The organism is Aulosira sp. FACHB-615 (genome assembly GCF_014698045.1).
In the GTDB taxonomy this organism is placed as follows: domain Bacteria; phylum Cyanobacteriota; class Cyanobacteriia; order Cyanobacteriales; family Nostocaceae; genus Nostoc_B.
The window spans coordinates 243,263-267,778 of record NZ_JACJSE010000008.1 but is presented as its reverse complement, the minus strand read 5'-3'; the positions used below and the strand labels follow the sequence as shown (position 1 = coordinate 267,778).

Annotated in this window: 10 protein-coding genes and 1 pseudogene; all 11 read left to right on the top strand. The window is 42.0% G+C overall.

What is annotated here, in order from left to right:
- Nucleotides 1-66 precede the first annotated feature (66 nt).
- The 11 genes and pseudogenes from H6G77_RS16250 to H6G77_RS16200 all read left to right on the top strand — a co-directional run bounded on the left by H6G77_RS16250 (nucleotide 67) and on the right by H6G77_RS16200 (nucleotide 24,432).
- A complete protein-coding gene (locus tag H6G77_RS16250; protein ID WP_190872128.1) occupies nucleotides 67-1,497 on the top strand; it encodes a filamentous hemagglutinin N-terminal domain-containing protein in 1,431 nt (476 codons plus the stop codon).
- Nucleotides 1,490-2,659: pseudogene (locus H6G77_RS16245) on the top strand (filamentous hemagglutinin); the annotation flags it as partial. The gene H6G77_RS16250 and the pseudogene H6G77_RS16245, both read left to right, overlap by 8 nt.
- 63 nt (nucleotides 2,660-2,722) lie before the next feature.
- Nucleotides 2,723-5,353, top strand: coding sequence for an S-layer family protein (locus tag H6G77_RS16240; RefSeq protein WP_190872127.1), 2,631 nt, complete (start codon nucleotides 2,723-2,725; stop codon nucleotides 5,351-5,353).
- Nucleotides 5,354-5,418: 65 nt separating this feature from the next.
- Nucleotides 5,419-7,872: an S-layer family protein gene (locus tag H6G77_RS16235; RefSeq protein ID WP_190872126.1), complete on the top strand. Its 2,454-nt coding sequence runs from the start codon at nucleotides 5,419-5,421 to the stop codon at nucleotides 7,870-7,872.
- A gap of 66 nt (nucleotides 7,873-7,938) precedes the next feature.
- Complete coding sequence (locus H6G77_RS16230; protein WP_190872125.1) at nucleotides 7,939-10,383, top strand: S-layer family protein; 2,445 nt, start codon at nucleotides 7,939-7,941, stop codon at nucleotides 10,381-10,383.
- Between the two features lie 262 nt (nucleotides 10,384-10,645).
- Nucleotides 10,646-13,144: an S-layer family protein gene (locus H6G77_RS16225; RefSeq protein WP_190872124.1), complete on the top strand. Its 2,499-nt coding sequence runs from the start codon at nucleotides 10,646-10,648 to the stop codon at nucleotides 13,142-13,144.
- Nucleotides 13,145-13,208: 64 nt separating this feature from the next.
- Nucleotides 13,209-15,668, top strand: coding sequence for an S-layer family protein (locus H6G77_RS16220; RefSeq protein WP_190872123.1), 2,460 nt, complete (start codon nucleotides 13,209-13,211; stop codon nucleotides 15,666-15,668).
- A gap of 92 nt (nucleotides 15,669-15,760) precedes the next feature.
- Entirely contained in the window at nucleotides 15,761-18,238 is a 2,478-nt protein-coding gene (locus H6G77_RS16215; protein ID WP_190872122.1) for an S-layer family protein, read from the top strand.
- 50 nt (nucleotides 18,239-18,288) lie between these two features.
- On the top strand, nucleotides 18,289-18,906 hold the full coding sequence (locus H6G77_RS16210; RefSeq protein ID WP_190671932.1) for a Uma2 family endonuclease: 618 nt from the start codon (nucleotides 18,289-18,291) through the stop codon (nucleotides 18,904-18,906).
- A gap of 518 nt (nucleotides 18,907-19,424) precedes the next feature.
- On the top strand, nucleotides 19,425-21,929 hold the full coding sequence (locus H6G77_RS16205; protein ID WP_190872121.1) for an S-layer family protein: 2,505 nt from the start codon (nucleotides 19,425-19,427) through the stop codon (nucleotides 21,927-21,929).
- Nucleotides 21,930-21,993: 64 nt separating this feature from the next.
- A complete protein-coding gene (locus H6G77_RS16200) occupies nucleotides 21,994-24,432 on the top strand; it encodes an S-layer family protein (protein WP_190872120.1) in 2,439 nt (812 codons plus the stop codon).
- Nucleotides 24,433-24,516 lie beyond the last annotated feature (84 nt).

The following is a 24,516-nucleotide window of genomic DNA, read 5'->3' as shown; positions in this document are numbered from 1 at the left end:
GTTAGATAAGCTACAAAAAAGGGAAGAATTTATACAGAATAAAATACAAGATTAAAATATATTCTCATGAAATTAGCTTTTATTGGGTTTGCCGTTGTTGGTGCGATCGGCATCTCTACCGTTTGCGATCGTGGTGTTAATGCACAAGTCACTCCTGATGGGACTCTCAATACTGCTGTGAGTGGGAGTAATCATTACAGCATCACTAATGGCGCTCGTGTCGGTAATAATTTATTTCATAGCTTCAGCCAATTCTCAGTTCCCAGTAATGGTTCCGCAGTCTTTAACAATGTCGCAGATATCCAAAATATATTTAGCCGTGTCACAGGCGGTAATGTTTCCTATATTGATGGTTTAATTCAAGCCAATGGTAGTGCCAACTTATTTTTACTCAACCCATCTGGGATTATTTTTGGCAAAAATGCCAGCTTAAATATTGGTGGTTCCTTCATCGGAACTACGGCTAATAGTATTAAATTTGCTGATGGGTCAGAGTTTAGTGCTGTGGATACTACCGCTAAACCATTATTAACCATGACTGTACCCATTGGGTTGCAAATGGGTAATCATCCCGTATCGATACAAGTCCAAGGGACAGGACATAGCTTAGATGCAACCGATAGTTTTTCCCCTGTAATTCCCAATTCTAGCTCCACAAAATTACAAGTACAGTCAGGAAAAACCTTAGCGTTAGTAGGTGGAAATATCAGTTTGAATGGTGCGACTCTGAGTGCAGCAAAAGGTCAAATAGAACTAGGGAGTCTGGGAGGAGCAGGGGTAGTGAGTTTAGTACCGATTACACAGGGTTATAAATTGAAGTATGAACAGGGACAAAGTTTTGCTGATATTCAACTAGTGCAGAAGTCACTATTAGATGTGAGTGGGTTTAACTCCGGTGCAGTTCAACTCCAGGGAAGAAATATCAAATTTACCGATGGTTCGTTGATTTTGTCCCAGAATTACGGCAATCTTCCTAGTGGAGATATTAACTTACAAGCATCAGCAGCGATCGCACTTATTGGTACCACACCTGATGCAAAAATTCCCAGTTGGATTCGTGCTGATGCTTTGGGAACTGGAGATAGTGCAAATATCAGTATTATTAGTCCCCGTTTAACGCTCCAAGAAGGTTCAGGAATCAGTAATTTAACTTATGGAACAGCTAAGGGTGGTAACACCCAGATTCAAGCAGGAGATATAGAGTTATCAGGTTTTTCACCCCTGAATCCCACGGGAGTCACAGCCATTACCACTGGCACTTTTGGAAAAGGAGCGGCTGGAGATATCGTGGTGAATGGGAATAATTTACTAATGTCTGGCGGAGCATCCTTAGTATCAATAACATTTGCCCGCATTTCTCACAAGCTTCAGGCGTTTGATGGGGCAGAGGGGCAGAGGTGCGGAGGGGCAGGGGAGAGAGTACCTTCATTCTCCCCTGCTCCCCTGCTCCCCTGCACAGGCTTTGAAAGGTGTGGTGAGAAATCCGGGATTTGGTAGTGGCTCCACTGGTAAGGTCATAATTCGCAACAAAAATACCACCGTCATGGGTGAAAATCCCTTTGGAGTGTATAGCAATATGAGTATCACTACCTTTGCTAATGGCAATGCCAAAGATTTGAGATTAGATACTGGAAACTTGCAAGTATTAAATGGGGGAGTAATTGGTTCATCTGCGTTATTTGTTGGTAATGGCGGTAACGTCCAAATCAATGCTAGTGAGGCGATCGCCATTAGTGGTCGTGGTAGTGCTAATAACAGTAATATCAATTCTTCTGCTGTGCGTTTAAGTCCACAATTAAGCCAATTGTTTGGTTTGCCAGATATACTCACAGCGAATGCCGGTAGTCTCAGTATTACCACACCAAAACTCACACTCACAGACGGCGGAACAGTCACAGTTACTAGTCAAGGTACTGGGAATGCCGGAAATCTGCAAATTATTGCCGATCAGATCCAGTTGAAAAATCAAGCTTTAATTCAAGCGCAAACAGAATCAGGTAATGGTGGTGATATTAGCCTGCAAGTAAAAGATGTGTTACTGATGCGCGATCAGAGCCAAATTACAACCACCGCAGGTAGTAAAGGCAATGGCGGTAATATTACCATTAATTCACCTATCATTGTCGGCTTAGAAAACAGCGATATCACTGCTAATGCTTTCCAAGGTAAAGGCGGTAATATTAACATCACCACTCAAGGAATTATTGGTTTAGAATACAGTTCCCAACTGACAGCAGAAAACAATATCACCGCCAGTTCCGAGTTTGGGGTAAATGGTACGGTACAAGTAAATAATGTTGGTATTGACCCCAACTCTGGTTTAGTGGAATTACCAGCAAATGTGAGTGATTCATCACAGCAAATAGCAAGTGGTTGTTCTAATACGAATGGTAGTAGTTTTGTCGCTACGGGTAGGGGTGGAATACCACAAAATCCGACGCAACAACTTTGGAGCGATCGCACCTGGTCAGATACTCGTGATATCTCTGCATTCCACACCACACAACCAACACAAGCCCAAATATCAAAGTCTCCAGAAGTATTAGTGCAAGCGACTGGCTGGCGACGTAACACCAACGGCAAAATTGAATTAATTGCAGCTACATCACCTTCGCAGATATCACCAGCCTTAACCTGTGCTGCTGTTGCCAAAAATTAATTCCCGTTACAAAACTTACCCAACTGGGAACAATATATACGTAATAAACACAAAAACTGACTAATGAAAGTAAATTTTGCTGGGTTTGGTTTGCTGAGTGTCATTTGCATATCCGTTGTTTATAACAATAGTGTTCACGCCCAAGTAACTCCTGATGGGACTCTCAACACAGATGTTAATAGTTACAGCATTACAAAAGGCACTCGCATCGGCAACAATTTATTTCATAGCTTTAGTCAGTTCTCTATCCCTACAGGTGTCTCCGTATCATTCGGTAATGATCCTACTGTAGAAAATATTTTTAGCCGGGTGACTGGTGGTCAGGTTTCCCATATTGATGGTCGAATCAGTGCCAATGGTAATGCCAACTTATTTTTACTCAACCCTGCCGGGATTATTTTTGGCAAAAATGCCAGTTTGAGAATAGGTGGTTCTTTTGTCGGTACAACTGCCAATGGGATTAAATTTGATGATGGTAATGTGTTCAGCACTGACATAACTCAATCCCCTTTGTTAACCATGAAGGTACCGATTGGTTTGCAACTGGGAAGTGATGCCGGATCTGTCCAAGTTCAAGGAACACTACAAGTTCCTACTGGCAAAACTTTGGCTTTGGTTGGTAGTCAAATTGACATGACACAAGCCACCCTGAGAGCCGCAGATGGTCGGGTGGAGTTGTGGGCGGTCAGAAATGCTGACATCAAGATGGACAATCAAACAGGATGGCAATTAGGGAGTTCTGCGGCTGCGGCTGACTGGGGTACAATTACTTTGCAGCAAGGCTCATTGATTAATGTTAATGGCACTAACGGCGGTGCAATCCAAATTCAAGGGCGGGGATTAACGGTTAAAGAAAACTCAAATATTACTTCTGTTACCCAGTCTGGAGTCGGAAAAGATATTGTTGTCAAAACCACGGAATTTATTAATTTGTTGGGAGCTTCAAGCCCCAGACCTATTTTCAATCCAGGAATTGGAACTTCGGTAGGGGCTGTATTCGGGCCACCAGCCACCGGGCGAGCCGGAGATGTATTAATTGAAACTGGCAAGCTATACATGAATAATGGAGCTTGGTTGCAATCTACCACCTTTGGTAGCAACTCCAGAACCGGAAATTTGACTATTCGAGCCTCAGATGTAGAAGTAATCGGGGCTAATCCTCTGCCGAATGCGGCTGGTATTTTTGTGCCTACCGATATTACTACCTTGATTATGGCGGGAACAAACAATCAAGGTGGCGATATTATCATTGAAACCAATCGCTTGCGTACTGTTGATGGTGGATTGATCAGTGGCAGTATATTTAACTTGCGGCAAACTCTGGGCTTGAATAATCTCATTGCTACCGGGAATGGTGGTAATGTCTCTATCCGCGCTAATGAGAGTTTTGAAATTTCTGGAGGAACACCCAGTGGTTTGCGCTCTGGAGTAACCACCGCGCTTCAACCTTCTGGGGGAGGTCAGGCTGGAGACATTACAATTACGGCTGGAAGATTACAACTCAGCAACGGGGGAATTATTAGCAGTGCCGCAGCTGGAAATGGGACATCGGGAGATATTAATATTCAAGCTACAGAAGTAATTGTCAGTGAACCAGTATTGGATCAATTGAGTCAACTAGCCAGTGGCATTACGGTTTCTGTGGGTAAGAATGTCATAGGTACTGGTGGGACAATTAACTTGACCGCAGATCGTCTCCAAGTTTCCAAAGGTGGACAGATTACCGCTTCTACTCAAGGGCGGGGAAATGCAGGTAATATTAACCTACAAGTGAAAGAGATTGATGTCCAAGGAATTTCCCCCACCACAGTTAACGGTAATTACCTGTATAGTGCGATCGCCGCATCTTCAACAACTAACTCTGCGGCGGGGTCAATTAATATCAAATCTGATACGGTAAATGTTCGCAATGATGGAGAAATAACCGTCAGTAATATAGGTAATGGTGATGCTGGTAATCTGAATATTTCCGCCAACAGAATTTTCCTTAAGAATGGCGCAAGTCTGCGTTCCGAAGTAAATGAAGGCGATCAAGGTAATATCCAACTTCAGGCCAATGAAGTCCTGTTATTACGCCAGGGCAGTAATATTACTACCAATGCTCGCGGCCTGTCTACAGGAGGTAACATCAATATCAATGCAGGCTTGATTGTGACTGTACCAAAAGAAAACAGCGATATTTCCGCTAACGCTGTCTTGGGAAGTGGTGGCAATATTCAAATCACTACTGGCGGTATCTTGGGACTAAAATTTAGTGATCAGCTAACTCTCGACAGCGATATTACCGCCAGTTCCCAATTTGGAGTAAACGGCACAGTTGAAGTTAGTAGTATTGGCGTTGATCCCAACTCTGGGTTAGTGAAATTACCGGGAAACGTCACTGATCAATCACAGCTAATAGCAAGTAGTTGTAATAATACCAATGGTAGTAGTTTTGTCGCCACAGGCAGAGGTGGCATACCGCAAAATCCGACACAGGAATTGAGGAGCGATCGCACTTGGTCTGATGTCCGCGATATCTCTGCATTCCACACCACAAAACCAGCACAAGCACAAATACCAAAATCCTCAGAAGTTCTAGTAGAAGCCACTGGCTGGCGACGTAACGCCCTAGGCAAAATTGAGTTATTTGCCTATCAATCTCCTAGTCAGGTGCAAGTAGGCTTAACCTGTGCTGCTGTAGCTGAAAACTAATAAATGTTATAAACTATACTTATTTGGGAACAATTAATACGTAACAAAAAATCAGAAATCGGTGAATGAAATTAACATTTGTTGGGTTTGGTGTTCTGAGTGCAATCTGCATATCTGCTATTGACAACAATAGTGTTCACGCCCAAGTAACTCAAGATAACACCCTAAATACCTTGGTGACTGGCAGTAATAATTACACTATCACCAATGGCACTCGTATCGGTAACAATTTATTTCATAGTTTCAGTGAATTTTCTGTACCTACAGGTGGTTCAGCATCATTTGATCATGCTACCGATATTCAAAATATATTTGGTCGAGTGACTGGTGGTAATATTTCCAACATAGATGGTTCTATTAGTGCCAATGGTAGTGCCAACTTATTCTTACTCAACCCTGCCGGGATTATTTTTGGTAAGAATGCCAGCTTAAATATTGGTGGTTCATTTGTCGCAACTACAGCCAATAGCATCAAATTTGCCGATGGCACAGAATTTAGTGCGGTGCAAGGTGCAGATAAACCTTTGCTGACAATGAGTGTACCCGTGGGTTTGCAAATGGGTCAAAATTCCGGGGGGATTACTGTCGAGGGTTTAGGGCATCGGATAACTGGTGATGTTTTTACACCTTTAGATCGCACTCAGAATCCTACAGGTTTACAAGTTAAGGCAGGCAATACCTTAGCATTAATAGGTAATGAGGTGAATTTCTCAGGTGGTATTGTGGCAATCAATGGAGGTGGACATCTAGAACTAGGGAGTGTGGAACAGGGTAAAGTCAGGCTCAATTCTACTCGGACAGGATGGGTAGGAGATTATTCCCAAGTTGAGAAATTTAATAATATCCATCTAGGGCAACAATCTCTGCTAGATGCTAGTGGTAGCAATGGCTCAATTCAAATCCAAGGAAAAAACATCAACTTGAGCGCAGGCTCGGCTGTCGTGCTGCAAAACTTGGGGGAACAATCACAAGGAATTACTGTCCACGCCACAGAGTCTTTGAGTTTAACAGGTAATACTTCAGACCAAAGACTAGGCAGCATAATCAAAATTGAGAATTTGGGAACAGGTTCATCCGGAGATATTTTGATTGGAGCTAATCAACTTTCCCTGGCAGATGGGGGGCAAATTTGGCATTCGATCTTTACCAAAGCAGTTAGTGGGAATATTACTTTCAATGTTGAAGGCTTGATGGACTTGAATGGCTTTGTCCCTGGTAATCCGTCTATCCCCTCTTCGATTGTCACAATCACCACTAGCTCTAGTAATGCAGGTGATATTCTTGTTTCTACCACTAACCTCAGAATAGGGAATGGAGGTAGTATTGGTTCTTCTAGTGTAGCGTCTGGACAAACTGGAAAAGTACAGGTCAATACCAAAGACCTGATCGAAATTGCTGGCAATCACCCTATTTCAAAATTACCCAGCTCAATTACTTCGTCAACGCTTTTTATGGGTAATGCAAATAACACCGTGGTCAACACATCCAGATTAATTATTCGAGACGGAGGATTTCTCGGATCTAGCACTCTCGGTCAGGGTTCAGCAGCAAGTGTGACGATTAATGCTTCAGATTTTATCGAGGTGAGTGGTCGCGCACCTGGATCAATCACATCGAGTCGCATTGCTTCCACCTCGGAAATTCTCGACCCTGTTTTTCAAGCCATTTATGGGCTACCAGCCATTCCCACTGGTGATGCAGGTGCTTTGACGATTAACACCCCATCATTACGGGTTAAGGATGGCGCATTAGTCACGGTGAAAAATGATGGCCCAGGTAAAGCTGGAGATATACAAATTAACGCCAACTCAATTTTTCTCAACAACCAAGGTAGTATCTCAGCCTCAACCGCCTCTGGTAACGGGGGAAATATTCACTTGAATCTGCAAGATTACCTGCTGATGCGGCACGATAGCTTAATTTCTGCCAATTCTGCGGGGACAGGTAATGGTGGTAATTTGTCGATTAACTCACCTGTGATTATTGGGTTAGAAAATAGTGATATTATCGCCAATGCAGTGCAAGGTCGTGGTGGCAATATTAACATCACTACTCAGGGAATTATCGGCTTAGAATATCGTCCCGGACTCACATCAGAAAACGACATCACTGCAAGTTCTCAATTTGGTGTTAATGGCACAGTGGAAATTAAAAATGTTGGTGTTAATCCCAATTCTGTGCTAGTAGAATTACCTACAAATATCACTGATCCTTCCCAAAAAATTGCTAGTGGTTGTAATGCCAATACTGGTAGTAGTTTTGTTGCTACAGGTAGGGGTGGTGTACCGCAAAATCCGATGCAAGAAGTGAGGAGCGATCGCCCTTGGTCAGACACCCGCAATCTGACTGCATTCCATCAAACACAACCAGCACAAGCCCAAACACCAAAATCACCAGAAACACTTGTCCAAGCCACTTCTTGGCGACGTAATGCCCAAGGCAAAATTGAATTAATTGCTGCTAAATCTTCTTCGCAGATAAAATCAGCCTTAACCTGTGCATCTGTAGCCGAAAATTAATTACCGTTACAAAACTGACTCTATTGGGAACAATAAATTGCAGAATCAGAAACAAGAACTGGATCAATGAAATTAACTTTTGTCGGGTTTGGTGTGCTAAGTGTAATCAGCTTATTTGCTGTTTATAACAATAGTGTTCACGCACAAGTAACTCCCGATAACACCCTCAAAACGCTTGTAGAAAGTAGTGGCAATAGTTACAGTATCAAGGATGGCACTCGTGTAGGCAACAATTTATTTCATAGCTTTAGTCAATTCTCTATCCCGACAAATGGTTCTGCATCATTTAATAATGACGCTGATATTCAGAATATTTTTAGTCGGGTAACTGGTGGTAATGTTTCCAATATAGATGGTAAAATTATTACCAATGGTAGTGCCAACTTATTTTTAATTAACCCAGCCGGGATTATTTTTGGGGCAAATGCCAGCTTAAATATTGGTGGTTCATTTGTAGCAACAACAGCTAACAGTATTAAATTTGCTGATGGGCAAGAGTTTAGTGCTGTGGATACTGCCGCTAAACCATTATTAACAATGACTGTACCCATTGGGTTGCAAATGGGTAATCATCCCGCACCAATACAAGTCCAAGGTACAGGACATAGCCTAAATAGTCTTAATACTTTTTCTCCTGTAATTTCCAATTCTAGCTCTACAAAATTACAAGTGCCGTCAGGAAAAACTTTGGCATTAGTGGGTGGAAATATCAGTTTGGATGGTGCGACTCTGAGCGCGGCAAAAGGTCAAATAGAATTAGGGAGTCTGGAAGGAGCAGGATTAGTTAGTTTAGTACCAATCACCCAAGGCTATAAGTTGGAGTATGAGCAAGGACAAAGTTTTGCTGATATTCAACTAGCGCAGAAGTCACTATTAGATGTGAGTGGGTTTAACTCCGGTGCAGTTCAACTCCGGGGAAGAAATATAAAATTTACCGATGGTTCGTTGATTTTGTCCCAGAATTACGGCAATCTGGCGGCGGGGGAAATTAATTTGCAAGCATCAGAAGCGATCGCCATTATTGGCACTACACCCGATGCTAAAATTCGTAGTTGGATTCGTGCGGAAGCTTTGGGAACTGGATCTAGTGCCAATATCAGCGTTATTACTCCCCGCTTGATCATGCAAGAAGGTTCAGGAATTAATGCTTTAACCTATGGAACTGCTCACGGTGGTAACATTCAGATTCAAGCCGCAGATATAGAAGTATCAGGTTTTTCACCCCTCAATCCCACTGGTGTAACCTCCATTGCTACTAGTACTTATGGAAAAGGAGCGGCTGGAGATATCGTGGTGAATGGGAATAATTTACTCATCTCTGGGGGAGGTTCATTATCATCAGTGACATTTGGTAGTGGCTCTAGTGGTCAGGTGATAGTTCACAATCAAAATACCACCGTCATGGGTGAAAACCCTTTTGGACTATACAGCAACATTAGTATTACTTCATTTGCCAATGGAAATGCCAAAGATTTAATCTTAAATACAGGGACTTTGCAAATACTCAATGGTGGCACTATTGGTTCATCTGCATTCTTTATCGGTAATGGCGGTAATGTCCAAATCAATGCTAGTGAAGCGATCGCCATTAGTGGTAGCAGTAGTAATAATAACAGTAATATCAATTCTTCGGTTGTGCGTTTAAGTCCACAATTACGTCAATTGTTTAAGTTGCCAAATATACTATCAGCAAATGCAGGTAGTGTGAGTATCACTACACCAAAACTCACACTCACCGACGGCGGAACAGTCACAGTTACTAGTCAAGGTACAGGGAATGCCGGAAATCTGCAAATTATTGCTGATCAGATCCAATTGAAAAATCAAGCTTTAATTCAGGCGCAAACAGAATCGGGTAATGGTGGTGATATCAGTTTGCAAGTAGGAGATGTGCTACTAATGCGCGATCGCAGTAAAATTACAACCACCGCAGGCAGTACGGGTAATGGCGGTAATATTACCATTAATTCACCTACTATTGTCGGCTTAGAAAACAGCGATATCACTGCCAATGCTGTGCGAGGTAAAGGCGGTAATATTAACATCTCCACTCAGGGAATTATTGGTTTAGAATACCGTTCCCAACTGACACCAGAAAATGACATCACCGCCAGTTCCGAGTTTGGGGTGAATGGGACAGTGGAAATTAATAACATTGGTGTTGACCCCAATTCTGGTTTAGTCGAATTACCAGCTAATGTCACCGATCCTTCTCAACAAATTGCCAGTGGTTGTTTTGCGAATACTGGTAGTAGTTTTGTCGCTACAGGAAGGGGTGGTGTGCCGCAAAATCCCACAGAGGAATTGAGTAGCGATCGCACTTGGTCAGACACTCGTGACATCTCTGCATTCCACACCACAAAACCAGCACAAGCCCAAACACCAAAATCACCCACAACACTTGTTCAAGCAACTGGCTGGCGACGTAACGCCCAAGGCAAAATTGAGTTAGTTGCTATTCACAGTGGCTATACACAACCGGATTTAACTTGTGCTGCCGTAGCCAACTAATCACTTTGGTTGCTCAGAATGCTAAAGTCAAAACAAGCGGAGGTTTTGTCATGGCTCAAGTCCAAATTCTCAGTAATCATCCCGTATGCTCGCGTTTTAATGTTAAAAATAGTTCTCCTTACACTTCAAAAAAATAGCCATTGTAATACCAAATTCTTTGCTAGATAGTCATTATCACTGCTGTTAAGAAAAATTAAGTTTAGTTATTAATTATACTGTCATGGGAATTATAGATTCATGCGACAAAGTTTAGGTTTTGGGTATGAGATTAATCTATGGAAGTACAAGCCACTATCAACAGTGGCTTTTAGCTGCATTCACAACGGCGATCGCAACATCAGGTCTATCAACACCAACCTTGGCTCAGGTCATACAAGATAACACAACTAATACCAGTGTCAGCATTAATGGCAATGACTATACTATTACCGATGGCATAAATAAAGGTAATAATTTATTCCACAGTTTTAGTAACTTTTCTGTAGAAACAGGTAAAACCGCCACCTTTGATTTAAAGAATACTCCAGATATTACAACGATATTTAGCCGTGTAACGGGTGGAAATATTTCTCATATTAATGGGATGATTAGCACGCTCAATAGCAGTAACCCCGTCAGTTTATTTTTGATGAATCCCAACGGGATTATCTTTGGGGAGAAAGCTTCGTTAAATATTGGTGGTTCCTTTGTGGCGACGACTGCCAACAGTATCAAATTTGCTGATGGCATAGAATTCAGTGCTGTGAATGCTTCGGGTACTCCTTTGCTGACTATGAGTGTACCTGTGGGTTTGCAGATGGGAAGCAACCCTGGTGCAATTACTGTCCAGAACACTGGGCATCAGTTGGCATTTCCGATTCACCCCTTAGTCTCTTCTCCAGATCGCAGCAACAATCCTGAAGGGTTAAATGTTAATGGGAATAATTTGGCATTAATCGGGGGAGAAATTGCCTTAGATGGCGGAGTTTTAAATGCACCATCAGGACATATTGAACTTGGGAGCGCCAGTAATGGGATAGTTAATTTAAACATCGCCTCTCCAATTTGGAGGTTTGACTATAGTAATATTCAGCAATTTGGTGATATTCAGCTATCTCATCAATCTCTAGCAGATGCAAGTGGTACTCCTGCGGGTTCTATTGGGTTCGTCGGACAAAATATTAGTTTGAATGATGCTTCTGCTGCTTTATTAGTAAATGAAGGAAGTGGCAATTCAGGCAATATCAATATTAATGCGAGTGGAGCTTTAACGCTTCGAGGAATCGGCACTATAGGATTTCCCCAAAGTCTATTGCGTGCTGATAATTTCAGTGGCGGCAGTGGAGGTAATATTATAGTTTCAGCTTCGCAAGTATTCCTTCAAAATGGCGGATCTCTGCATGGCATTAATTTTGCTGAAGGTTCGGGAAGTAATATTTTTGTAGAAACTCAGGATTTAATTCAAATAACTGGAATATCACCAGTAAGCGGATTTGCTAGTTCCTTGAATACCATCACTAGAGGTTCTGGGAAAAGTGGCGATATTCAAGTACTTACCAAAAAATTGCAAGTTTTAGATGGCGCTGTCATTGGTAGTTCGCCTTGGTCAAATGGTATAGGAGGGGACATCACCATTAATGCAGCTGATTTTATCGAAGTAGCCGGAGAAAATTCACAAAACTTGGCTGATAGTGTCATCGTAGTAGGCACATTCGACGAAGGCAATTCAGGTTCATTAACTATCACAACTTCTCAACTGAGGGTACGAGATGGCGGAGGGATAGTTGTCTCGACTGTCAATCAAGGAAATGCTGGTGATTTAGTGATTAATGCCTCAGACAAAGTTGAGGTGAGTGGGGTGGGTAGTATTTCTGGTCTTCCTAGCCGCGTTGGTGTGAGGGCAGAATTACTTGCACCACCAATTCGGCAATTATTTGGATTACCGGATGTGATTACAGGTGATATCGGTAAACTCACCCTCAACACCAACCTCTTACAAATCACAAATCAGGCAATTGTAGGAGTTGATCATCAAGGGATTGGAGATGCGGGACAACTAGAAATTAATGCAAATTCTATCCGACTGGACAATGGTGGTAGCATTACAGCCGCTACAGTTCAAGGTGAAGGCGGGAATATTTTGATTAATTCCAACGATCTAGTTTTGCGTCATGGTAGTTCAATTGTGACTAATGCAGGTGGTATTGGTAATGGGGGCAATATAACGATTAACTCGGACGTGATTCTTGGCTTAGAAAACAGTGATATTGTTGCCAATGCAGTTCAAGGCAATGGGGGAAATATTAGCATTACCACTCAAGGAATTTTTGGTTTGAAATACCGTAACGAACTCACTAGTGAAAGTGACATTACTGCTAGTTCGCAATTTGGCTTAAACGGAACAGTAGATGTTCATCAATTTGGTGTTGATCCCAACTCTGGTTTAGTAGAATTACCAGAAAATATTACAGATTCATCAAAACAAATTGCCAGTGGTTGTGATGCCAATACTGGTAGTAGTTTTGTCGCCACAGGAAGGGGTGGTGTGCCACAAAATCCGATGCAGCAAGTTTGGAGCGATCGCACTTGGTTAGATATCCGCGACATCTCTGCATTCAATACCAAAAAAACATCACCAGTCCAAACACCAAAATCACCCGCAACACTTGTCCAAGCAACTGGCTGGCGACGTAATCCCCAAGGCAAAATTGAATTAATTGCCGCTAAATCACCTCCGCAGATACCACCAACCTTAACCTGTGCTGCTACACCTCAAAATTAATTACTGTTACAAAATTTACTAGATGGGGAACTATAGACACATAATAAAAACCAGAACTGGATTAATGAAATTAACTTTTGTTGGGTTTGCTGTGTTGAGTGTAATCTGCTTATCTGCTGTTGACAACAATGGTGTTCACGCCCAGGTAATTCAAGATAATACCCTCAATACTTCTGTAACTTCCACTAATTCTATAAATGGAAGTAATCTTTACACCATCACCAACGGCGAGCGTGTCGGTAACAATTTATTTCATAGCTTTAGTCAATTCTCTATCCCTAGAGGTGATTCTGCATCATTTCAAAATGCTACTGATATTCAAAATATTTTTAGTCGGGTGACTGGTGGTAATATTTCCAACATTAATGGTGAAATCCACGCCCAGCATAGTGCCAATTTATTTTTACTCAACCCAGCCGGGATTCTTTTTGGGAAAGATGCCAGCTTAAATATTGGTGGTTCATTTATAGCCACAACTGCCAATAGTATTAAATTTGCCGATGGAATTGAATTTAGTGCTGTTAACCCGACGGCAACACCATTGTTAACGATGAGTGTACCTGTTGGGTTGCAAATGGGACAAATGCCCGCAGATATTACTGTTCAAGGTACAGGATATGCCTTAAATTTTACTAATAGTCAGACTCCTGTAATTCGCGTTCCTAGCCCAACCAAATTACAAGTACAGCCAGGAAAAACCCTGGCACTGGTGGGTGGTAATCTGAGTTTCAATGGAGCTACCTTGAGTGCTGAAAAAGGGCAAATAGAATTAGGTAGTTTGGGCGGTACGGGATTAGTTAGTTTAGTCCCCACTACTCTAGGCTATACATTGAAGTATGAGAATGATCAAAGTTTTGCTGACATTCAACTCATACAGAAATCTCTTTTGGATGTCAGTGGTTTCAATTCCGGTTCTGTTCGAGTTCGGGGTAAAGAGATTCAATTTAGCGATCGCTCGCTGATATTAGCCAAAAATTCCGGTAATCTTCCTGGCGGTAATTTGCATCTTCAAGCATCCGCCGGAATTGATCTGAGGGGTGCATTCAGTGGGATTCGGAGTGAAAACTTTGGCACTGGTACTGGCGGGAATATCAGCGTCATTACTCCTCGATTAAGCATCCAGGAGGGAGGAATATTAAGTAATATCACTTATGGAACATCTGCCACTGGCAATATTCAGATCGATGCCACAAAACTAGAGATAACTGGCTTCTCGCCCCTCAATTCAAATGGTAGTTTTATCAACACTAGTACATTAGGTGCTGGTAATGCTGGTAATATCTCTGTCAGTGGCGATAGTTTACTATTATCCAATGGTGGCGGACTATCTTCAGTATCGCGCGGTACTGGTTCCAGTGGTGAGGTGATGATTCGCAACCAGGATACTATTGTGCAGGGCAACAATAATTCCATCCTCAACACCAGAATTAGCTCAACCACCTTCAACATTGGCAATGCTAAAACCTTGACGCTGGATACTGTTAGGCTAAAACTACTGGATGGGGGAGCAATTGCTACAAGTTCGTTTTTTGTTGGTCATGCAGGAGATATTCGGATTAATGCCACAGAATCTATTCAAGTTAGTGGTCGCAATCAGACAAATCCAAGCACCATTGCCTCCTCTAGTATGCGTCTAAACCCAGCATTACAGAAATTATTCGGCATTCCCAATAATAATCTCACTGCTGATGCAGGTACAGTGAGCATTACAACACCCTACCTATCATTAAAGAATGGTGGAACTTTGAGTGTGACCAATCAAGGTAGTGGCAATGGTGGGAGTATCAATATCACTGCCAATACTATCCAATTAAAACATCAAGCGGTAATCGATGCCAAGACAGCATCTGGCAATGGCGGTAATATCAACTTAGAAGTTGGAAATTTGTTACTACTGCGTGAGAGTAGCCAAATTACTGCAACAGCCCAAGGTAATGGAAATGGGGGTAATATTAGTGTTAATGCACCCATCCTGGTGGGATTAGAAAATAGTGATATTATTGCCAATGCCGTACAAGGAAAGGGTGGCAATATTGCTATTACAACTCAAGGAATTATTGGTCTAGAGTTCCGTAATACCCTGGCTCCAAGAGTTGACCTGACCAATGACATTACTGCTAGTTCTGAATTTAACGTCAATGGCACAGTGGAAATTAATAACATTGGTGTTGATCCCAATTCTGGTTTAGTTACATTACCAGCGAATTTTACTGATCCATCTCAGCAAATAGCCAGTAGTTGTTCTGGTAATACTGATAGTAGTTTTGTCGCCACAGGTAGAGGTGGGATACCGCAAAATCCGACGCAGGAAATTAGGAGCGATCGCACTTGGTCAGACACTCGTGACATCTCTGCATTCCACACCACAAAACCAGCACAAACCCAAATATCAAAATCACCAGAAACACTTGTGCAAGCAACTGGCTGGCGACGTAACGCCCAAGGCAAAATTGAGCTTGTTGCTAATCAATCTCTTACTTCCGGGAAATCATCATTAACTTGTGCTAGTTTTTATAAAAACTAAGTAAAAATCACAATAAAATTACAAAACTACTGAACTAAAAAAAACATCTATTGGGCAGAATAAACACAGAGTCAAAAATTACGGCTAAGTAAATGAAAGTAAGTTTTGCTGGTCTGTGCTTCATTGGTGCAATTTGCTTATCTACCGTTTGCAACAGCAGTGTTGACGCGCAAGTCATACACGATAATACTCTCAATACTTCTGTAAGTGGAAGTAATAGTTACAATATCACCAATGGTACTCGTGTCGGCAATAATTTATTTCATAGCTTTAGTCAATTCTCCCTACCTAAAGGCAGTTCTGCATCATTTGACAATGCTACTGATATTCAAAACATTTTTAGTCGGGTGACTGGTGGTAATATTTCTCACATTGATGGTGAAATCATCACCCAGGGTAATGCCAACTTATTTTTAATCAACCCCGCCGGGATTATCTTTGGACAAAATGCTAAGTTGAATATTGGTGGTTCATTTGTGGGAACGACAGCCAATAGCATTAAATTTGCTGATGGAACAGAATTTAATGCTGTACAAGATGCGGGTACACCTTTGCTGACAATGAGTGTACCCATCGGTTTACAAATGGGGGGAAGTTCAGGAGATATTCGGGTTGAAGGTTCAGGCAATAGTAATAATGTCAAACGTATCGGAATTTCCCTACTTAACATCACAACCCCAACTACAGGGTTACAGGTAAAATCTGGCAATACACTCTCTTTAGTTGGGGGTAACGTCACTCTAGATGGTGGTTTACTGATAGCTGACTCTGGCAAAGTTGAATTAGGGGCATTAAGCAATGGAGAATGGTTACTAGGAGAAAACAATCAACTTGCAACTGTGAGCATGACTCCAACTACAAAATTTGGGGATATTCAACTCCGAGCTGGCTCACTAGTGAATGTGAGTGGTATCAGTGCAGGCTCTGTGCAGTTAAATGGTGCAAACATTACATTGCAAGATGGTTCAGTGATTGCTGGACAGAATTTTGGTCAGCAACCTGGTGGAAAAATTCAAATCATTGGTAGTGAATCTCTCTTAATTACTGGCGCTACGTCTATTCTCCCCAGCCAAATTGCAACTCAAGCTTTGGGCTTGGGTAAAGGTGGTGACATCAATATTTCTGCACCTCAAATCATGCTGCAAAATGGTGGGATTGTCGCTGCCCACACTTTCAGTGCTGCCTCTAGTGGTAAAGTCAGCATTAATGCTCCGCTCTCTGTTCAACTCACAGGGACTTCCCCATTCGACCCCTCTAGCCTGAGTGCATTTGCCACTACAACCTATAGTCAGGGTAACGCTGGTTCACTTACCCTCTCAACCGGCAAACTGACTGTTCGAGGTGGCGCACAAATTACCTCTACAACTTTAGGATCTGGTAATGCGGGTCAAGTAAGTGTGACTGCAACCGACCTAATTGATTTGGCTGGAACGTCTTCTGTATCTAATAGTGCGATCGTCTCAACTTCTTTTGGTGCAGGGGATGGTGGTACCACCATCGTCAATACACCTAAACTCCGACTCAACGATGGTGGTGCTATTATTACTACGGCTTTTTCTAGTGGTGATGCTGGTAAAATCATCATTAATGCCGAAGATTCTATTGAGATTACAAATTCTCAACAGCTAGACTTGAGTATTGCTAATGGTAATTTTATTAATACTCAGATCACTTCTAGTGTTACTGCTGCACCAGCTATACTCCGACGAATTTTGGGACTTCCTGAAACAGCAACTGGTAGTGCCGGATCTATATTTATCAACACCTCGACATTAAACATAGATAAAGGTGCTGTCATTTCTGTAGAAAACCGCCAAACAGGCCAAGGGGGACAACTAGAAATCACTGCGGATCTTGTGACGTTGAAGAATAGCTCCAGAATTAGTGCCTTAACAACATCAGGGAATGGCGGTAATATCAACCTTGATATTCAGAAAGCTCTATTATTACGTCAGGGTAGTCAAATTTCAACCACAGCAGGAGGCTTGGGAAACGGTGGCAATATCACCATCAATTCTCCAATTATTGTGGGATTAGAAAATAGCGATATTATTGCTAATGCAGTCGGAGGTCGTGGAGGCAATATTAACATCACAACTCAAGGCATTATCGGGCTGGAATATCGCAATACCCTCACCCCTAGAACAGATTTGACCAATGATATTACAGCTAGTTCTGCATTTAGTGTCAATGGCACAGTCAAAATTAATAACGTTGGTGTTGACCCCAATTCGGGTTTAGTGGAATTACCAGGAAACTTTACTGATTCGTCGCAAAAGATTGCTAGTGGTTGTTTTGGGAATACAGAGAGTAGTTTTGTCGCCACAGGACGGGGTGGAATACCGCAGAATCCCACGCAGGAAATTAGGAGCGATCGCACTTGGTCAGACACTCGTGACATCTCTGCATTCTACACCACAAAACCAGCACAAACCCAAATATCAAAATCACCAGAAACACTTGTGCAAGCAACTGGCTGGCGACGTAACGCCCAAGGCAAAATTGAGTTAGTTGCTATTCACAGTGGCTATACACAACCGGATTTAACCTGTGCTGCCGTAGCCAACTAATCACTTTGGTTGCTCAGAATGCTAAAGTCAAAACAAGCGGAGGTTTTGTCATGGCTCAAGTTTTACCCAAACTATTAACCTTTGAACAATTTGTGGCATGGCTGCCGGAAAACACCGGAAAACGTTACGAACTACATGATGGAATAGTCGTAGAAATGCCTCAACCAAGTGGAAAACATGAAAAAGTTACGGGTTTTTTAGCAGGAGAAATCACTGTTGAATATAAACGCTTAAAATTACCATACTTTATCCCTAAGACAGCATTAGTCAAACCACCAAGAAAATCATCTGGTTACTCGCCAGATGTGGTTTTGATTAATGATGCTAATCTTCATAATGAGGAACTATGGGACAAAGAATCGACCGTCATGCACAGTGAATCTATTCCTTTGATTATTGAGGTTGTGAGTACAAACTGGGAAGATGATTACTATACTAAGTTAGGGAACTATGAAGCCATGAAAATTCCCGAATATTGGATTGTCGATTATGCTGCTTTGGGAGCTAAAAAATTTATTGGTAATCCTAAACAACCAACAATTTCTATTTACCATTTAGTTGACGAAGAATATCAAGTTACTCAATTTAGAAATTCCGAACGGATTTTATCTCTCACTTTTCCAAATTTACAACTAACTGCTAATCAGATTTTTCAAGGTACTTTGTAAACTGTCACATATTACCTATCCCCTACTATAGGAATACGGTTTGATTCCTGAATCTAGTTGTGTAAGCAGGGAGTAGGGAATGCTTTCAAGGGCAGGCTTTTTTTATTAGACAAATTTTTGGGCTTTTAAAACCAAAATTATTGTCTGAACAGTTAAAACTACGTTTCATAATTGAGAATATTCTCAACTATTTATCGAAGGTTTAAAAACCTGCCCTTGAAAGAGTAGGGAATGGGGAGTAGGGAGTAGGAAAGAAGCCTGCTCTGGGTGTGCTGATTTTTTTCCCAAATCAAATATGAGTCCTATATATCTAATGTCCATATCCTCAGTAATCATTCCGTATGTCCGCATTTTAATGTTAAAAATAGTTCTCCTTACACTTCAAAAAAATAGCCATTGTAATACCAAATTCTTTGCTAGATAGTCATTCTCGCTGCTGTTAAGAAAAATCAAGTTTAGTTATTAATTATACTGTCACGGGAAGTATATGGTCAGGCAACAAAGTTTAGGTATTGGGTATGAGATTAACCTATGGAAAGACAAGGTACTACCAACAGTGGCTTTTAGCTGCATTCACAACGGCGATCGCAACATCATCTCTATCAACACCAACCTTGGCTCAGGTTATACAAGATAACACAACTCATACCAGTGTCAGCATTAATGGCAATGACTATACTATTACCGATGGCATAAATAAAGGTAATAATTTATTCCACAGTTTTAGTAACTTTTCTGTAGAAACAGGTAAAACCGCCACTTTTGATTTAAAGAATACTCCAGATATTACAACGATATTTAGCCGTGTAACGGGTGGAAATATTTCTCATATTAATGGGATGATTAGCACGCTCAATAGCAGTAACCCCGTCAGTTTATTTTTAATGAATCCCAACGGGATTATCTTTGGGGAGAAAGCTTCGTTAAATATTAGTGGTTCCTTTGTGGCGACGACTGCCAATAGTATCAAATTTGCTGATGGTGTAGAATTCAGTGCTGTGAATGCTTCGGGTACTCCTTTGCTGACTATGAGTGTACCAATTGGCTTGCAGATGGGGAAAAACTCAGGGGAGATTAGTGTGCAGAATAGCGGACATCGCTTAACCACTGGCATTTTCAGTCCCGCAGATCGCAGCAATAATTCTATTGGGTTACAAGTGGAGACAGGCAATACACTGATGCTGATCGGTAGCGCAGTTAATTTCTCCGGTGGAATTGTTAGCACTAATGGAGGTGGACATCTAGAAGTAGGGAGTGTGAGCGAAGGTCAAGTCAAACTCAAACCCACTATTACAGGTTGGGAGGGAGATTATTCAGCCGTGGCGCAATTCAACGATATCCACCTGACAAACCAATCACTGCTTGATGCTAGTGGTAGCAATGGCTCGATTCAACTCCAAGGGCGAAATATAAACTTGAGCGATGGCTCTGCTATTTTACTGCAAAACTTAGGCGCACAAATTTCTAGGGGAATTACAGTCAAGGCCACTGAGTCCCTGAATCTCACGGGGAATGTTACCGATGGCAGTATTGGAAGTATTATCCAAAGTGACAATTTAGGAACGGGTCAAATAGGTGATATAACCATCTCTGCCAAACAGCTATCCATCCAAAATGGTGGACAAATCGCTACCAGGATATTTAATCAAGGTTCTGGTGGCAAGATTACAGCCAATATTGCAGACTCAATCGTTTTAGATGGTTTTGCCCCCAGCAATGGTAACAAGTCTAGTTTGGCAACATACACGTTAAGTTCTACCCATGCAGGCAATCTTACAGTCTCATCTGGCAACGTCAAGCTTTTGGATGGAGCTATTTTCTCTGTCACCGCAGGTGCAGGAAAAAGTGGGATAGTGCAAATTAATGCAAAAGACTTAATCGAAATTGTGGGCAACAACTCTATCACACTTTCACCAACTACCATAGGTTCATCAACGGTAGGTTCTGGTAATGCCGATGATACGTTAATCAAAACATCCAGGTTAGTGGTTCGGGATGGGGGATTTTTAGGGTCTACTACCGTGACTACAGGTTCGGCTGGTAATGTTGTAATTAACGCTTCTGAATACGTGAATATTCAGGGTAAGGCTAAAGGTTCAGTACTATCGAGCCGCATCGTTTCTAACGCGGAGATAGCCGATCCCATCACTCAAGCTGTCTATGGATTCCCTCCCTTTCCCAAAGGTGACGCAGGTTCTCTCACTATTAACACACCTTCATTACGGATCGCCGATGGGGCATATACCAGTGTGCGAAACGAAGGACTCGGTAAGGCAGGGGATTTGCAGATTAATGCCAACTCGATTTTTCTAGATAACCAAAGTAGTATCACTGCATCAACCGCCTCTGGAAATGGAGGAAATGTCGGATTAAATTTGCAAGATTATCTGTTAATGCGGCATGGTAGCTTTATTTCTGCTACTGCTGCGATTACAGGGAATGGTGGGAACTTGTCAATTCACTCACCAGTAATTGTGGGCTTGGAAAACAGCGACATCATCGCCAATGCTGTTCAAGGTCGTGGTGGGAATATTAGCATTACAACCCAAGGGATTATTGGTCTAGAATACCGCAATACCCTGACTCCCCGCACAGACCAAACAAATGATATCACTGCTAGTTCCCAGTTTAATGTCAATGGCACAGTGGAAATTAACAACATTGGTGTTGATCCCAATTCTGGTTTAGTAGAATTACCAGCAAATGTCACTGATACATCACAACAAATTGCCAGTGGTTGTTCTAATACAAATGGCAGTAGTTTTGTGGCTACAGGACGAGGCGGGATACCGCAGAATCCGACACAGGAATTGAGAAGCGATCGCACTTGGTCAGACACTCGTGACATCTCTGCATTCCACACCACAAAACCAGCACAAGCACAAATCCCTAAATCCCCAAAAACCCTTGTCCAAGCAACTGGCTGGCGACGTAACGCCCAAGGAAAAATTGAGTTAGTGGCAGTTAAATCTTCTTCGCAGATATCACCAGCCTTAACCTGTACTGCTGTAGCCGAAAATTAATTACCGTTACACAATTTACTGAATTGGGAACTATAGATACGTAGTAAAAACAAAAACTGGATTAATGAAATTAACTTTTGTCTGGTTTGCTGTTCTTGGCGCGATCTGTATCTGTGCTTTTGACAACAGTTATGTTCACGCCCAAGTAACTCCTGACAACACACTCAACACTGATGTGATCGGTAGTAATAATTACAGCATAACTGATGGCACTCGTGTTGGTAACAATTTATTTCATAGCTTCCGCGAATTTTCCCTACCTACAGGTAGTTCAGCATCATTTGATAATGCTACTGATATTCAAAATATTTTTAGTCGAGTGACTGGTGGTAATGTTTCCAACATAGATGGCGCTATCAGTGCTAATGGTAGTGCCAACTTATTCTTACTCAATCCTGCGGGGATTATTTTTGGGAAGAATGCCAGTTTAAGTATTGGTGGTTCATTTGTCGGAACTACAGCCCATAGTATTAAATTTGCTGATGGTAAGGTGTTTAATACCGACATAACTCAATCCCCTGTATTAACCATGAGTGTCCCCATCGGCTTACAGATAGGGCAGAATCCTGGAAAAATTACTGTCCAAAATACCGGACATCGTTTGATAGAAGGAAATACACCACCTCAGATGGGAACAACACCCATTGGTTTGCAGGTTTCTGGTAAAACTCTAGCACTTATAGGAGGAGACATTGACTTAGATGGTGGCATTGTGAGCGCCCCTTCTGGACATTTAGAACTTGGCAGTGCTGCTGGAACAGTTAATCTCAGTTCATCATCTCTCGGCTGGAATTTTGACTATAGCAATGTGCAGAAGTTCGGAGATATTCGCTTTTCAGATCAAGCTCTTGCTAACACCAGTGGTACATCTGGCGGTTCGATTCAATTACAAGGCAGAAATATTAGTGTGAAGGAAGGTTCTGTAATTCTGCTCACCAACCAAGGAAATCAAGGTTCTGGCGATATTATAGTCAATGCCAGTGAGTCTCTAGAACTTCGAGGAGTTGGTAATTTTGGATTTAGCCAAAGCCTATTGGTGACGAATAGCATCACTGGTGCTGGTGGTAATGTGACGATTACTGCACCAAAATTACTACTTCAAGATGGGGGAAGAATTAACGCTCATACATACGGTTCTGGAAGGGCAGGAAATATTTTCGTAGAGGCAGATTCTATACAACTGATTGGGTTTTCACCTTTAAAACCTGCAACCAATCGGAGTGGGATTATGTCAGAAACTCGTGGAGTGGGAAGGGCTGGTGATATTCAAGTCACAACACGGCAATTGCAAGCCCAAGATGGCGGTTCGATTACAGGTGCTAGTTTCGGTCGTGGCTCAACCGGAAACTTATTTGTCACTGCTTCTGAGTCTATTGATTTGTCTGGTGAAACTCCCATCAGTTTCAGTGCCACTTTGCTGGGAACTGTTAGCTTTAATAGGGGGAATGCAGGGAATGTCACTATCAATACACCCAGGCTAAAAGTATCTCAAGGCGCAGGTATTGGGGCTACTACCCTTGGTCAAGGCAATGCTGGAACTTTACAAATTAATGCTTCAGAGAAGATTCTTGTGAGTGGTGTGAGTGCCGCATCGGGTAAATCAGGTCAGATTGGTGCGAGTGCAACGGTTCTACCTTTAAGCTTTCAAAAAGCTTTCGGACTATCTGCTTTGCCTACAGGTAATTCAGGGGATCTGATTATTAATACACCAATCTTAGAAATTACAGATGGGGGATTGGTGCGAGTCAATCATCAAGGAGTTGGTAATGCCGGAAATCTCTACATTAATGCAGAGATGATCAAGCTAGATAATGCTGGCAAAATTTTGGCTAACACCAATTCAGGAAGAGGCGGAAGCATTAATCTGCAATCTGATGTGTTGCTTTTGCGCCACGGTAGCAAGATTATTGCGACAGCAGGAGGTACAGGTGATGGTGGCAGTATCACAATTAATTCTCCAATCATCGTGGGCTTAGAAGATAGTGATATTATTGCCAATGCAGTTCAAGGTCGGGGTGGCAATATTAACATCACTACTCAAGGAATTATCGGTTTAGCATATCGTCCGCAATTGACCCTAGAAAATGATATTACTGCCAGTTCGCAATTTGGGGTGAATGGTACAGTGGAAATTAACAATGTTGGTGTTGATCCAAATTCTGGTTTAGTTGAACTGCCTGGAAATTTCACTGAGCAATCGCAACAAATTGCTAGTGGTTGTTCTAATACCAATGGTAGTAGTTTTGTCGCTACAGGTAGAGGTGGAATAATGCAAAACCCCACACAGGAAGTTTGGAGCGATCGCACTTGGTCAGACACCCGCAATATATCTGCATTCCACCAGACAAAACCAGCACAAGCCCAAAAACCAAAATCACCAGAAATACTTGTCCAAGCTACATCATGGCGACGTAATGCCCAAGGAAAAATAGAGTTAATTGCTGATAAATCTTCTGTGAATTTATCACCCTCATTAACTTGTTCTGCTGTTAATAAAAGCTGAAAAAATTTCACTACAAAATTACACGGCCAAGCAAATTACTCACTTCATCTAGGGAAGACTAGACAGCAAGCAGATCATTACAAG